This window comes from Idiomarina seosinensis, from assembly GCF_003987275.1.
Lineage (GTDB): Bacteria > Pseudomonadota > Gammaproteobacteria > Enterobacterales > Alteromonadaceae > Idiomarina > Idiomarina seosinensis.
Genome location: NZ_PIQF01000002.1, coordinates 194,039 through 208,732, shown reverse-complemented (window position 1 = coordinate 208,732; position 14,694 = coordinate 194,039). Strand labels below are relative to the sequence as shown.

11 protein-coding genes are annotated in these 14,694 nt (G+C 48.4%); 10 read left to right on the top strand and 1 reads right to left on the bottom strand.

Annotated features, from left to right (window positions below; all coding sequences use genetic code 11):
* The first annotated feature begins 186 nt into the window (after positions 1-186).
* The 9 genes from CWI81_RS07330 (at position 187) to tldD (ending at position 12,727) form a co-directional block, all read left to right on the top strand.
* The gene (locus tag CWI81_RS07330) at positions 187-2,058 is read left to right on the top strand and encodes a formylglycine-generating enzyme family protein (RefSeq protein ID WP_126784660.1); all 1,872 of its coding nucleotides are present in this window, start codon (positions 187-189) and stop codon (positions 2,056-2,058) included.
* A 56-nt stretch (positions 2,059-2,114) separates the two neighbouring features.
* On the top strand, positions 2,115-3,158 hold the full coding sequence (locus CWI81_RS07325) for a rod shape-determining protein (RefSeq protein WP_105305550.1): 1,044 nt from the start codon (positions 2,115-2,117) through the stop codon (positions 3,156-3,158).
* A gap of 66 nt (positions 3,159-3,224) precedes the next feature.
* Complete coding sequence (gene mreC / locus CWI81_RS07320; RefSeq protein ID WP_126784659.1) at positions 3,225-4,085, top strand: rod shape-determining protein MreC; 861 nt, start codon at positions 3,225-3,227, stop codon at positions 4,083-4,085.
* Entirely contained in the window at positions 4,078-4,557 is a 480-nt protein-coding gene (gene mreD / locus CWI81_RS07315; RefSeq protein ID WP_126784658.1) for a rod shape-determining protein MreD, read from the top strand. The genes mreC and mreD overlap by 8 nt, the downstream gene beginning before the upstream one ends.
* Positions 4,557-5,156, top strand: coding sequence for a Maf family protein (locus tag CWI81_RS07310; protein ID WP_126784657.1), 600 nt, complete (start codon positions 4,557-4,559; stop codon positions 5,154-5,156). The genes mreD and CWI81_RS07310 overlap by 1 nt, the downstream gene beginning before the upstream one ends.
* The gene (gene rng / locus CWI81_RS07305; protein WP_126784656.1) at positions 5,146-6,612 is read left to right on the top strand and encodes a ribonuclease G; all 1,467 of its coding nucleotides are present in this window, start codon (positions 5,146-5,148) and stop codon (positions 6,610-6,612) included. Before CWI81_RS07310 ends, rng begins: the two co-directional genes overlap by 11 nt.
* 5 nt (positions 6,613-6,617) lie before the next feature.
* On the top strand, positions 6,618-10,481 hold the full coding sequence (locus CWI81_RS07300) for a YhdP family protein (protein ID WP_126784655.1): 3,864 nt from the start codon (positions 6,618-6,620) through the stop codon (positions 10,479-10,481).
* Positions 10,444-11,271 carry a carbon-nitrogen hydrolase family protein gene (locus CWI81_RS07295; protein ID WP_241970382.1) on the top strand — a complete coding sequence of 276 codons (828 nt, stop codon included), beginning with the start codon at positions 10,444-10,446 and terminating at the stop codon, positions 11,269-11,271. The genes CWI81_RS07300 and CWI81_RS07295 overlap by 38 nt, the downstream gene beginning before the upstream one ends.
* A 10-nt stretch (positions 11,272-11,281) precedes the next feature.
* Positions 11,282-12,727, top strand: coding sequence for a metalloprotease TldD (gene tldD, locus CWI81_RS07290; protein WP_126784654.1), 1,446 nt, complete (start codon positions 11,282-11,284; stop codon positions 12,725-12,727).
* A gap of 12 nt (positions 12,728-12,739) precedes the next feature.
* Here tldD and yjgA read toward each other — a convergent pair whose 3' ends face one another.
* Positions 12,740-13,258 carry a ribosome biogenesis factor YjgA gene (gene yjgA / locus CWI81_RS07285; RefSeq protein ID WP_126784653.1) on the bottom strand — a complete coding sequence of 173 codons (519 nt, stop codon included), beginning with the start codon at positions 13,256-13,258 and terminating at the stop codon, positions 12,740-12,742.
* 87 nt (positions 13,259-13,345) lie between these two features.
* Between yjgA and pmbA the strand changes: the two genes are divergently transcribed.
* Positions 13,346-14,692 (top strand): metalloprotease PmbA, encoded by a 1,347-nt coding sequence (gene pmbA, locus CWI81_RS07280; RefSeq protein ID WP_126784652.1) that lies wholly within the window; start codon positions 13,346-13,348, stop codon positions 14,690-14,692.
* The last annotated feature ends 2 nt before the right edge of the window (positions 14,693-14,694 follow it).

Here is a 14,694-nt window from a genome sequence, read left to right as displayed (position 1 = left end):
GATGCGCCATTTTGTCGTCAATATCCAATATTGCCTCTTGCGCTTTGGTTGACAAGCACATAGCATAAAGCAGTGTAATTACAAATGCGCGACGTTGACGAACGTTCAATAAAACTACAATAACAATAGCGCGGGAACAGCAATAGCTACTAGCCGCTGAGTTATTTTCAAGCTTGGAATGGGAACATGATGCGATTGGCTCGACTGGCCTTAGTAATGGCCTCTACTTTGACATTCGCCTCGACGGCATTGGCTCAGCAGCAGCCTGATACGGCTCAAATGTCTGTCGGAGAAATATCAAACCAAATTGCGACTTTACAGACAGAGTATGACAACTTTTCTGATACTGTCGCGACCTTGCAGCGAGAAGAGCAACAATTAAGAGAGCAGCTACAGTCTCTGCGTGAGCGCAATAGAGAGCTTGAGCAACAGCGGCAAGCAGCGCTTGAAGAAATGAACAACCGCTACCAACAGTTGGTTGACGACCCGTCGATCGACATTGCCGGTGCTCAGGAAGCCTATAAAGAAGCTGTTATGGCGCACCAGCAAAATAAAGAAGACATCAAAACTCAGGTGCAATTGGTCAGTGCTAAGAGCCGGGAAGTTGAAGAAGCCCGGGTCAGCAAGCACAGCTTGATCAATGAAATAGAAACCCTAAAAGATCAGCGCAATGTGGCACGGGTTGAGCGGTTACAAAGTGAGTTTAATCGGTCTGGCGAATTAGAAGTGAGTCAGTCAATTGTCTGTGACCGTGAAGAAACACTAAGCCAATGTGAAACACGCGGCAAATTGCTGGCTAAGCAAAAAGCATCTAAGCAATACCTGGAGCAGACCTTAGCTGATTTATCAGAACCTGAGCTGGCACGGGAAAACCTGGACCGGGTTAGTCCAAATGTTCAGATCCTGGGTTCCAAGACGGTCAGTGACGGTTTCAGTGGTCAGGGAAATTATGGGGTCAAAATGGGCGTCGAATTACGCGGTCAGTTGCCTCAGTCACAAGCCTGTACCCTGTTAGACATCGACACTCGGTATTGTGCGGTAAAAAAAACAGCTAATAATGGGAAAGCCGACGAGCAGGTTGTAGATAGTTCGGTTATGCACCCGCTGACAATTCGTTCAAACGTTTATGACGACGAAGTTATGATTGACGGAGTCAGCTACGGTTCAACCCCAATCGAAGTGATGTTGCCAGGCGGTGAACACGAAGTTGAAGTGATTAAGTACGGCTACAGTACCTACAATGACGTGATCAAGTTAAAGGATGCACAGTCAATTCGTGCGGAGCTCGAAAAGTCAGAATATTCGTTCACCCGAGGTGAGAAAATACAGGATATCCTGTATCGCGATGTCCGCGGTCCGGAGCTTGTGGTTGTCCCTTCCGGTAAGTTTAAAATGGGCGATCTGGTGGGCAATGGGCTGCCAAACGAACGTCCGGTAACGACCGAAAGTATCGAGCGTCCGTTCGGTGTCTCCGACACTGAAATTACGGTGGCAAGCTTCCGTGAGTTTATAAACGACACCGCCTATGTGACCGAAGCTGAAAAAAATGGTAGCTGCGCGGCGTTAGAAAGTGGTACGCCTAAGTTTGACGACAGTATGAACTGGCGTAATCCTGGCTTTAGTCAATCTGAGAACTCACCGGTTGTTTGCGTTAGCGCTAATGATGCGAAGGCATACGCTCAATGGTTAACCGAGAAAAGCGGTTATAACTATTCGTTGCCTAACGAAGCACAGTGGGAATATGCAGCCCGTGCTGGTACGGAATCAGATTTCTGGTGGGGTAACGATGTTGGCTTCGGTAAAGCCAATTGCCGGAACTGTGGCTCTGACTGGTCAAATGTCAGCACGGCTCCGGTCGGTAGCTTTCAGCGTAATCCGTGGGGCTTATTTGATACCGTAGGTAATGCCTGGGAATGGACGCAGTCCGATAACGGTTTTGTGGTACGCGGCGGCGCCTGGAATTTTGCACCCAGTTTAGCCCGGGTTTCTACACGGATGGAACTTCCGGAAGATTTTAGTTCTAATTATATTGGTTTTCGTGTAATACGAGCGCAGTAAGCGCTGACTTGCGCTATCATGCAGTTTTTAGCTTTTAAGTAGGGATTTACCGCTTCATGTTTAAGAAAATTCGCGGCCTTTTTTCTAACGATTTATCGATCGATTTAGGTACCGCTAACACCCTCATCTATGTAAAAGATGAAGGTATTGTATTGAATGAACCTTCAGTCGTAGCGATTCGTCAAGAGCGCTCTGGAGGACCCAAAGCGATTGCAGCAGTTGGTGCCGCAGCGAAGCAGATGCTTGGGCGTACACCGGGCAACATCAAAGCTATTCGGCCGATGAAAGACGGTGTTATCGCAGATTTTTATGTTTGCGAAAAAATGCTTCAGTTTTTTATTAAGCAAGTACATGACAGCCATTATTTTAGACCGAGTCCGCGCGTTTTAGTTTGCGTTCCTTGCGGTTCTACTCAAGTTGAACGTCGGGCTATCCGCGAATCAGCGTTGGGCGCCGGGGCACGTGAAGTTTATCTTATCGATGAACCAATGGCAGCTGCGATCGGGGCTGGCCTACCAGTGTCTGAAGCAACCGGCTCAATGGTGGTAGATATCGGTGGCGGTACTACGGAAGTGGCGATTATCTCCCTGAACGGCGTGGTATACTCGTCATCGGTTCGTATTGGTGGCGACAAGTTTGACGAAGCGATTATTAATTATGTGCGTCGTAATTTTGGTGCGCTCATTGGTGATGCTACGGCGGAACGTATTAAGCACGAAATCGGCTCGGCTTTCCCTGGCGAAGAGCTTAAAGAAATAGAAGTTCGCGGTCGTAATTTGGCGGAAGGTGTACCGCGCTCATTTACGCTAAACAGCAATGAAATCTTAGAAGCGTTGCAAGAGCCACTGATGGGAATCGTCAGTGCTGTGATGGTTGCGCTTGAGCAGTCTCCACCGGAACTTGCATCTGACATTTCTGAGCGGGGCATGGTATTGACCGGTGGTGGTGCCTTGTTAAAAGATCTCGACCGGCTGCTAATGGAAGAAACCGGAATCCCGGTTATTATTGCTGACGATCCTCTGACCTGTGTTGCTCGTGGGGGCGGTAAAGCGCTTGAAATGATCGATATGCACGGCGGTGACTTGTTTAGTTACGAGTAGTCCTCCCCAGGTTAAGAGTTACGGAAATCTATCGACTATGATGCAGCAAGGTGACCTAGCGCAACGATGAAAACGTTATTTGTCAGAGGTCCGTCACTTTTGTCCAGGCTAGTGCTCGCACTAGCCTGTTCGTTTCTGTTGATGTTCATTGATCATCGCCTGCAAGCGATGCAACCCGTTCGCCTATTTTTAAACTCCCTGGTAACACCGGTACAATATCTAGCCATTTTGCCGGAACAAATTCTTGATAACTTTTCCGATAGTATCAAGACACAAGAACAACTGGCGGAAGAAAACGAGCAGTTAAGGCAACAGTTACTTAAGCAGCAGGGACAACTGCAACAGTTTCGACTTTTAGCCAACGAAAACAAACGCTTACGAGAATTACTGGGCTCTGAGCAACGAGTGCCTAACCGACGGATGGTGGCCGAAGTAATTGCGGTCGCTTCCGAGCCTTTCAGTCAGCAGTTGGTTATTAACAAAGGCACCCTTAGTGGTGTCTACGAAGGCCAGGCAGTTCTGGATAATCGAGGCATCATTGGCCAGGTGCAGGATGTTGGCAGCAACACCGCGCGGGTGTTATTAATCTCTGATCAAAGTCACGCTATCCCATTGCGGTCGGAGCGCAACGATATTCGGGTGCTGGCGCAGGGTACCGGCGAAATTGGCCGTTTACAGTTAATGTTCGTGCCGCATAGTAGTGAATTAAAAGAAGGTGACTTGCTACTGTCTTCCGGCTTAGGTGGTGTTTACCCTGAAGGCTACCCGGTCGCCAAAATTCGTAAAATCAACCGGGATGAATCACTACCATTCGCGCAAGTGCAGGCGGACCCGGTTTCGGCGCTCGATCGAGTAAGAAATGTGTTGTTGCTATGGCAAAATGATGATGAGCGGCAACCGATTTATGAGGATCAGCCAGATGGTTAAGCAGGGCGCGTTTACGTTAATTCTGAGCTATCTGGTGGCGTTGGTGTTGATGGTGATGCCGATGCCGGGTTCGTTTGATATTTTTCGCCCTGACTGGGTTACGCTGGTGCTGTTGTATTGGGTACTTGCGTTGCCGCATCGGGTTAATATTGGTACAGCACTAGTGCTTGGTGTTTTAAGCGATATTTTACTGGGCTCGGTATTGGGCGTGCATGCGTTAGGCATGATCGTAGTTACTTATTTTGCAGCGCGTCACTTCCAACGGATCCGGAATTTTTCGTTACCGCAACAAGCGATACTTATCGCGTTCCTAATTTTATTAAAAAGAATGTTAGTGTTTCAGGCCAACGTATTCATTCATGACGCTGAATTTACTGCCAATTATTTTTGGCCTGCGCTAACCTCGGCGCTGTTTTGGCTATGGCTATTCCCCTTATTACGTAAGATTCGGCGTCGATTTGGAGTCAATTGATGGAGTTAGTGCTGGCTTCTGACTCTCCCAGAAGGCGTCAGTTATTATCGCAACTTAGAACTCAGTTTAGCTGTAAGCCCTCTGCTATCGAGGAACAGCAGCAGGCGGGTGAAACTGCTTCCGACTACGTTCAGCGGTTGGCCCTGGATAAAGCGACTGCAGTTGCAAAACAACAGGCCGAACTGTCTATTATTATCGGCTCGGATACCTTAATTGACTTTAACGGCAGCGTATTGGAGAAGCCGATCGATAAAGAACACTTTTTGTCGATGCTGATGCGGCTGTCTGGTCGACAACACAAAGTGCGCACATCAGTTGCGGTGGTTGCGGGCTGTGTGGATGGTCTATTGCAGCAAACGGTTACCGAAGTCGTTACTGAAATCGATTTTGGTGACATTAGCTTAGCCGATGCGGAAACATACTGGGCGACTGGCGAACCAGCCGACAAAGCAGGTGGGTATGCGATTCAGGGAGGAGCTGCGCGGTTCGTAAAAGCGATTAATGGAAGCTACACTGGAGTAGTGGGACTGCCGCTATATGAGACCCAACAATTGTTAACTCGAGTTGAGAACGAATTAAGGAGTCACGATGGGTGTTGAAGTACTGATGAACGTGACCCCGACAGAAAGCCGGGTGGTATTGGTCGAGAATGGAATCTTGCAGGAAGTTCACATAGAGCGGCAAGTTAAACGAGGATTGGTTGGCAATATCTATATGGGCAAGGTATCGCGAGTATTGCCGGGGATGCAGGCGGCATTTATAGATATCGGCCTAGACAAAGCGGCCTTTTTGCACGCCTCTGATATTGTCACAAGGATCGATGGTGACACGATAGAGCGAGACGAACGACCGGAACAAAATATAACTTCCCTTGTGCACCAGGGACAATACATTATGGTGCAAGTGGTTAAAGACCCGCTGGGCACTAAAGGCGCCCGCCTCACGACTGATATTACACTTCCCTCCCGGTACCTGGTATTCATGCCACAAAGCAGTCATGTGGGCGTATCTCAGCGTATTGATGACGGTGACGAACGCGATCGTTTGCGCAAACTGGCAGAAGAATTGAGCACTGAGGACGGCCGTTTTATTGTAAGAACTGCGGCGGAAGGAGCAGAAGAGCACTCGCTAAAAGGTGATGCCGAGTTTTTGACGAGACTATGGCAGCAAATAAAAAAGCGCAAAAAAAGTCAGCGTAAAACCGGTGTCTTATACGAAGACTTAAATTTGTGCTGTCGGGTGTTGCGCGACTTTGTTGGCGAGGAAATCGAACGAATTCGCGTGGACTCGCGCACGACATTAGAGCAGTTGCAGGTTTTTACTAAAGATTTTATTCCTGAGCTCACCGATGTGATGGAATACTACACCGGCGAACGGCCTATTTTCGATTTGTTTGATATCGAAAACGAAATTCAGCGAGCGTTAGATCGCCGAGTGGAGCTAAAATCCGGAGGCTCGTTGATTATTGACCAGACCGAAGCGATGACGACGATTGATATCAATACCGGAGCGTTCGTTGGTCATCGTAATTTAGAGGAAACGATTTTTAATACCAATGTCGAAGCGACTCAAGCAATAGCTCGCCAGCTGCGTTTGAGGAACTTAGGGGGTATTATCATTATCGACTTCATTGATATGCAAAACGAAGAGCACAAGCGCCGTGTTTTGCATAACCTGGAACAGGCACTGGCTAAAGACAGAGCAAAAACCTCAATTAACGGATTTACCAGCCTTGGCCTTATCGAGATGACACGGAAACGGACGCGCGAGAGCCTTGAACATGTTTTATGTGGAGAGTGCCCGGTTTGTCGTGGTCGAGGCTCGATGAAAACGGTTGAGACGGTATGCTATGAAATCATGCGCGAAATTGTCCGGGTTCATAAAGCCTATGATGCTGATAAGTTTGTGGTTTACGCGTCTGCAGCAGTCAGTGACTCACTGTTAAATGAAGAATCTCATGCTTTGGCTGAACTTGAGCTATTTGTTTCGCGTCAAATAACCATACAAACGGAACCGCTCTATAATCAAGAGCAATTTGATGTGGTGATGATGTAGTGACGATGGCCCGAAGCTTGCTGTGGTTAATTAATAAATTATGGCTAATATTGGCAATCTTGTTAGTGCTGGCAGCAGTGCTAATGAGCGCATTGCGATATGCGTTGCCTCATATCCCAGATGTTTCTGCTCAGCTTGAGCAGCAAATAGAACAACGGTTGCAGCAGCCGATATCGATTGAACAGTTGGCGATGTCATGGCACCGACAGGGGCCGGCCGTTGATGTTTCCAATATCCGCCTGATAGAACAACCCAATTCACCGGTTCAAGTTGACGTTGAACAGATATCAGTGGTGCTCGATTTCTGGCAATCCATATTGCAGCGTCAGTTTGTTGCGCAGGAATTTATTTTAAATGACGCGAAGATTGATATCGACTTACGCAAATTTGAACAGCAAGACGGCAATACCGTTAACCTGCAGACCCTGGAAAACCTATTTTTACAGCAGCTGGAGCGCTTTTCACTGACTGAGAGTGAATTAAACGTTGTTAACCTGGCGGGTAACAGGCGCTCCGTAGTCATTGAGCGTCTATCTTGGGCTAACCAGGGGTCGAGTCACCAAGGGGTGGGAAAGTTCCGAGTACGAGACTTCACCCGAAATAGCCTCGATTTTATCGTAAAATTAGAGGGCAATGAGCTATCCACAATCGACGGACAATTCTATGTCGACTCACGGCAAGTAGACATCAGCCCCTGGCTTGAGCAGTTGGCTGGTAACATTGATATTCAGGAATCTAATGTAAACTTTACCAGCTGGCTTAGTTTGGTTGATGGTGAAATTGCCGGGGGCTATTTGCAGCTGCGCGACAATAGAATAGCGGCAGAAGTCGATGGCCGAGCGGTAGCGCTTCATATTCCCGAAGGAAAAGTGTCAGTTGAACCCCGTCAGAATGGTTGGTTGTTAAATGTTCAGCCAATAACAGCCGAACTTAATCAGCAAACGGTGCAGTTACCGCTGATTGCATGGCAAAGTAGTGCTAATCGACACACGCTGAGTAGCGACAATGTGCCACTGCATGAGTTGCTGCCGATATTAAGCCTGGTTGAGCCCGGGTTATCTAGTGTTGTTAAGCATCAGCAGCGTGCCGAAACCGAGGCTAATGTGAATGTTCGAGTTGATAGCACCCCACAACAGTTACGCTGGTTAGTTACTACGAACGACTTGCAAAGTGCCGGCAACAGCTCACAGCCCTCATGGTCACCACTGAGCGTTACTGCGGCCGGAGATAGAACAGGTGGTTGGTGGCGTGTGCAGGCAGAGACTCTGAGCCTAACCAGTCCTGCATTATCGACCAGCCAAGCCTGGAAAGCCGATGCTGTTGATTTCAGCGGCAGTTGGCAGGTTAATTCCGAGTACTGGCAGGCGCGGCTTGATGAAGGAAGAGTAACTTTTAACGACTTATTGTTAACAGTAAATGGTGAGCTTAGGGGTGAACAAAATAAGCCATTAGAGATAGCCTTACACGGCTACAGCGATAGCCCGTTCGATGTGTCAACGGCCCGGCAGCTATTACCGGAACTCATGGGTTCTGGTCTAAAAAGCTACTTAACAGGGGCATTGCAGGACGGTCAAATTCGGGGGGTGGAAGTCCTGTGGCGGGGGCCTGTGAATCAATTTCCGAACTCGTCGATGAATGGAGTGTTTAATGCTCGAGTTGATTTCGAGCCATTGGATTATCGGTTTCAGTCGAACTGGCCAGTTTTAGCGGAAACACCGCTGCGACTTGACTTTTATCAGCACCGTTTGTCTATGTTTGCAGACGCGGGGACGATAAAAGGAGCAGTCATAAAACAGGTAAATGCTCAAATTCCTGATCTAACCGATGCCCGTAAAGGGTTACAGATCGCTAGCCAAGTGAGTGCAGAACCCGATCAATTGCAGTCCGTTTTTGCTGCGTCCCCCCTAACATCAGTGTCTGCAACACTCAAACAAGTGCAACCACAAAATACAGTGGTCGGCGATTTCACGCTCGATATTCCACTGGATAACTCGAAAGATGTAGGGGTAACAGTGGACGCCGATCTTAGCGGGCAAGATATCTATATTGCGGCGCTGGACCAAACTTTTAATGTCTCGGCAGGTCAGTTACATATCGTTAATGACAAGGTCTCAACAGAGGAGCTTAGTCTAAACTGGTATGGTCAACCTATTACCACTAAGGTCGCCGGAGAAACAAAAGATAGTGACTACTTACTATCTGTTGATACTGCAATCGACTGGCAGTTAGAGCCTTTATTGAACGAATTAGCAATGCAAGGCTGGCAAAAATACTTCTACGGTGCTGTTAACGGGAGCGGCAAACTAACATTGAGATTTGCGGATGACGTTAAGGCTAATTGGCAGTCTCAATATGACTTAACAGGGCTCGAATCGAATTTGCCGGCGCCACTGGCCAAAGACTTTGGTGAAAACTGGCAGTTAAATTTAGATATTGAAGGAAATAACGATCAATTGTCGATGGCGTTAGCCGTGGATGAACGTTTGCGCTGGCAAAGTCGTTGGCGTGCCGGAGAAGCTGGCTGGGAACAAGCGAATTTATTGATTGGTGAGGCACCAACGGAACAGCAACCTATACAGTCACCGGCAACAAACAATTTTCTAATTTCCGGGCATGTTCCCTATATCAATGTTGCTGAATGGTATGACCTAATTTATTTTCTCCAGCAAGATCTGCAGACGCAGAAGTCCCCAGCCGAGTCACAAGCGGCAATCTTGCCAGATGCTATTTATGTTACTACTCCAGAGTTAAACTGGGCCGGTCAGCAGTTTGAAGAGGCTGAAGTATCAGTCTTTCCAGAGTCGGGAGGCTGGAATGGTAGAGTTTATGCCAATGACCTGGCGGTAGAAGTTGAAATTCCTGATAATTTCATCGAACAACCGATTCAAGTGGACGCCGACTTTATCCAGCTCTCCTCTGAGCTCGACTTATCTGCTAAGAATAACTTGCGTGATACCGAGACAAAATGGCAGTGGGTGACACGAATTCCCGCCATCAACTTGAGCTGCAAAACATGTAAGCTGGACGATAAAAGCTTTGTTGATGTGGAGGCTTCAATAACCCCGATAGACGGTGGTATTAGACTTGACCAGCTAAGCGCTCGAAGTAACAACTCCGAGCTGTCCACCTCGGGTTACTGGCTGGTGACAGAGGGCGCACCTTATAGCCAGTTCAGCGGTTCATTGAACAGCGATGATATCGGTGATTTATTGCGGCAGTACGGTCTGGAAACAGCTATCAGGGATAGTAGTGCAGTCATCGACTTTGGCCTGCACTGGAACGGACATCCTCATCAATTTGATGTGAATACGCTGGGAGGGTCATTGCAATGGGATTTTGGTCAGGGATATCTTGCTGAGGTCAGCGATGGCGGCGCAAGGTTATTTTCGTTACTGAGCCTGGATGGCATTTTACGTAAGCTAACCCTCGACTTTAGGGATATTTTCTCGCAAGGAATGTTCTATACAGACCTGACCGGTAGTGTGCAGATGGCTGATGGCGTTGCTACTACTTCGGATACCAAGCTGCTCGGCTCTGCTGGTAACATGGAAATTATTGGTACCACTAATTTAGTCAATGAAACGCTTGATTATGAATTAACTTACGCGCCAAAGGTAACCTCAAGTTTGCCAGTTATTCTGGCCTGGATGGTAAACCCGCCCAGTGGACTGGCAGCCTTATTGATTGATAAGGTACTGCAAGATGCCGAAGTAATTTCTCAGTTGCGCTACAAGGTGTCTGGCACTATTGGCCAGCCAGAAGTCACTGAGATTGAACGCGATAGCCGTCCAGTCGACATACCTGATGTCGATGAAGGACAGGAGGATGCAAATGATGAAGACACAATTAACGGCAATTCAACTGAGTAGTCGCCAGTCTCCCAAGCAGAACTTGCAACGCGTAGAACAGCAGCTTAAAGCCATACCTGAGGGGCGGCCACAATTGGTTGTGTTACCAGAAGCCTTCAGCTGCTTTGGTGCTGGCGATCGAGCACAATTAGCGATGGCGGAGCCCTACGGTGATGGACCGGTGCAGCAACGTTTATCGGAGCTAGCTCGTCAATACAATGTGTACCTAATCGGAGGGACGCTACCTATTTACGCTGGCGAACGGTTTGCTGCTGCCAGCATCTGCTTCGGTCCCGACGGTACGCAACTGGCCAGATATGACAAAATTCACTTGTTTGATGTGGATGTTGCCGACAACACGAAAGAATATCGTGAATCAAAGTGGACCCGCCCCGGAGAGCAAGTGGTTACGGTCGACTGTGGCTTTGCTGTGGTTGGTATGGCGGTATGTTATGATGTTCGTTTCCCCGAGATGTTTAAAGCGTTACGGCAAGCGGGGGCCGATATCATTGTATTGCCGACGGCGTTCACACAGGTGACTGGCGAAGCGCACTGGCATACTTTGGTAAAGGCAAGAGCAATTGAACAGCAAGTTTATATGGTGGCGCCGGCACAATTTGGCGAGCACGAAAACGGTCGTAAGACCTACGGGCACTCATTAATTGTTGACCCCTGGGGTCAAATACAAGCTGAAAAAGCAACCGGTGAAGGTGCTATTTCTGCCGAATTTGATCTCGCTAAGGTACAACAAATTCGTCAGCAAATGCCGGTGGCAAAGCAAACTCGCTTCAAAGTATCGCTGACGCAGTAAAAGAGGTTTCATGTTAAATAGTAGTAACCAATCACTAACCTGGCTTGAGCAGTGGGGCATAGGCGTTAGCAAATTGCAAAGCGCGCTCGAAAAGCTGTACACCGGGGATATCGATTTTGCAGATATTTATCTACAAAACAGCGTCAACGAGTCTTGGGTGCTGGAAGATGGCATTATTAAAGACGGCGCTTACCATATCGAAACCGGTATGGGTGTGCGTGCGGTGCACGGAGAAAAAACTGGCTTTGCCTATGCTGATGAGATTACCGAACAGGCGCTGACACGGACTTGCCAAGCGGCACGAGGAATAGCTAGACAAGGCCAAAGTAAGTCAGTGCAGGCCATTAAAAGTCAACGTGTTAAAAGCCGTTATCAGGCACTTAATCCTTTAACTTCGATGTCCGAAGCGGACAAGATAAGTTTGCTAAAGCAGGTTGATGCACACGCGCGGGCTCAGGACCCCAGAGTCTCTCAGGTAGTTGTGAGTCTAGCCGGTAGCTATGATGATGTGACGGTAGCGGCGACGGACGGGACTTTAGCATCGGACAAACGACCATTGGTGCGGCTAAACTGTAGTGTGATCGCCGAACAGGATGGGAGACGAGAGCGCGGCAGCGCTGGTGGCGGCGCGCGGGTCGGCTATGACTATTTTGTGCTGCAGCAAGGTCAGCCCCGCTGGCAAAAGTTTGCAGAGGAAGCCGTTCGCCAAGCGCTGGTTAATTTAGAAGCGATTCCTGCCCCCGCTGGCACGATGCCGGTGGTTTTGGGCGCCGGCTGGCCCGGCGTGTTGTTGCACGAAGCTGTCGGACACGGGCTAGAAGGTGATTTCAACCGGAAAGGGTCTTCGGCCTATGCTGGAAAAATTGGTCAGAAAGTAGCTTCTGAGTTGTGCACGATTGTCGATGACGGGACCCTTAGCGATCGGCGTGGCTCGATGAGTATCGACGATGAGGGCACCAACAGCGGTTACAATGTTCTTATTGAGAAGGGCATATTAAAAGGTTACATGCAGGATAAAGTGAACGCTCGGCTAATGAATATGCCGGTAACCGGTAATGGCCGCCGTGAAAGCTATGCGCATTTGCCGATGCCGCGTATGACAAACACCTACATGTTGCCGGGTGAACACCAGCCAGAAGATATTATTGCCAGCGTGAAGCGTGGCATTTATGCGCCCCAATTTGCGGGCGGGCAGGTCGACATTACGTCCGGGCAATTCGTTTTTTCAGCCTCGGAAGCATACCTTATTGAAAATGGGAAGATTACGACACCACTGAAAGGTGCGACATTGATTGGTAATGGTCCCGAAGCGATGGCACAAGTATCAATGGTTGGTAATGATTTAGCCCTGGATGAAGGGGTCGGTGTTTGTGGTAAAGACGGTCAGAGTCTGCCAGTAGGCGTCGGTCAACCAACACTCAAGCTGGATGCAATGACTGTAGGCGGCACAGAATAACGGTTGAGCAGCTTACTGGCTGCTCATTAGTTGACGTAAGTAGACAAATAATTGGCGTGATGCCACAGGTGGCTTATTGTGCTGCATTTGCTGCTGATGCTCCTGGCAGTAATGACGAAGTTGCTGCGGGTCAGCAGTCGGTTGCGATTCGCACAGTTCCTGAATAGCGTCTTCACCCTGGTCCAAAATACGATCTCGCCATTGCTCAATAGAGTGGAAATGAGCAGTGGTCTTACGGTGGTTGCCTTTTAACTGGTCAAGGGCTTCGGTAATTGGTTGCACGTCACGCTGGCGCATCAGCTTGCCGATAAATTGCATTTGCCGACGGAAGCCTTCGTGTTTGTTTTGGATGCGCCGAGCCAATAGAATGGCATCGTGTAATTGGTCATCCAGAGGTATGGCTTTTAACTGGTTGTCTGTTAGCTTGACCAGTTCGAGCCCGGTAACTTGTAAGGCATCCATCTCCCGTTTAATTTGGGACTTGCTAATAAAAGGTTCGTCGGCGGGTGATGTATTTTTATTCTTTGCCATAATTGTTGCTGCACCAGTTTAAATTGCGATTAAAGACAAGTTTAGCAGTTTTCGTTATGCAGTCGGTAGCGATTTAAGGAGTACTTTTTGAAAGTAGAAAAGATAGAGTTAGAGCAACAACTTGAACAGGTAAAGGGAGCTGTGAGCAAAGCTTTAGCGATAGCGGATGAAATTGGCGTTTCTGAAGCCGAATGCTCAATAAGTAAAAGTTCCGGTATCTCTGTGGGTACCCGCATGGGCGAGGTAGAAACCGTAGAGTTCAATCAGGATGGGGCCTTAGGTATCAGCGTTTACCGCGACCATCGTAAAGGCTCGGCTTCTACCACAGACTTATCGCCTGAAGCTATTAGGGCAGCAGTCAATAAAGCCTGTGAAATTGCCAAGCATACATCCGCCGATCCCTATAATGGTCTCGCTGACAAACAGTTGATTGCAGAAAGCTATCCAGAGCTCGATTTGTGTCACCCAGGTGACCAAAGTGCAGATTATGCTATCGAGCAAGCGTTACGCTGTGAGCGGCATGCACTGCAACTCGATAAACGAATTATAAACTCGGATGGAGCCCACTATGGTTCACACTCAGGGTTCAAAGTATATGGTAATAGTCACGGCTTTCTAGGCGGTTATTTGCAATCGCGTCATGATTTAAGTTGTGTACTTATTGCCGAGCAAGACGGCAAGATGCAACGGGATATGAGTTACACCGTGGCTCGTGAAATTGATGATTTGGTAGCAGCCGAGAAAGTAGCTGAACAAGCAGCTGACGAGACATTGTCCCGCTTGGGAGCCCGGAAAATAGATACGGCTAAGGTGCCGGTTATTTTTCGTGCCGATGTGGCAGGCAGTTTATTCGGCCACTTGGTCAGCGCCATTAGCGGCGGTAACCTCTACCGAAAATCGAGCTTTTTATTAGATGCGCTGGGCAAGCAGGTGTTGCCGGACTGGCTTACGGTTAACGAAAACCCTCATATTATTGGTGGCTTAGCGAGTAGTCCATTTGATAATGAAGGGTTACCGACCCGACAGCAAGATATTGTTAAAAACGGTGAGCTACAGACTTACCTGCTAACCAGTTATGCGGCTAGAAAGCTCGGTCGTCAACCTACTGGCCATGCCGGTGGAATTCACAATTGGCGGTTAACGCATAGCGACAAATCGTTGGCAGAGTTATGTCAGCAAATGGGAACAGGTTTGTTGGTTACCGAGCTCATGGGTCAAGGCGTGAATCTGGTTAATGGTGATTACTCCCGCGGGGCGGCTGGATTCTGGGTCGAAAATGGAGAAATCCAATATCCTGTTGAAGAGATAACGATTGCTGGCAACTTAAAAGATATGTTGCGAAATATTGTCGAAATTGGCGGTGATATTGACGCCCGTCATGCTCTGCACACGGGCTCAGTTCTACTTGACGAACTCCGTGTGGCAGGTGCTTAACG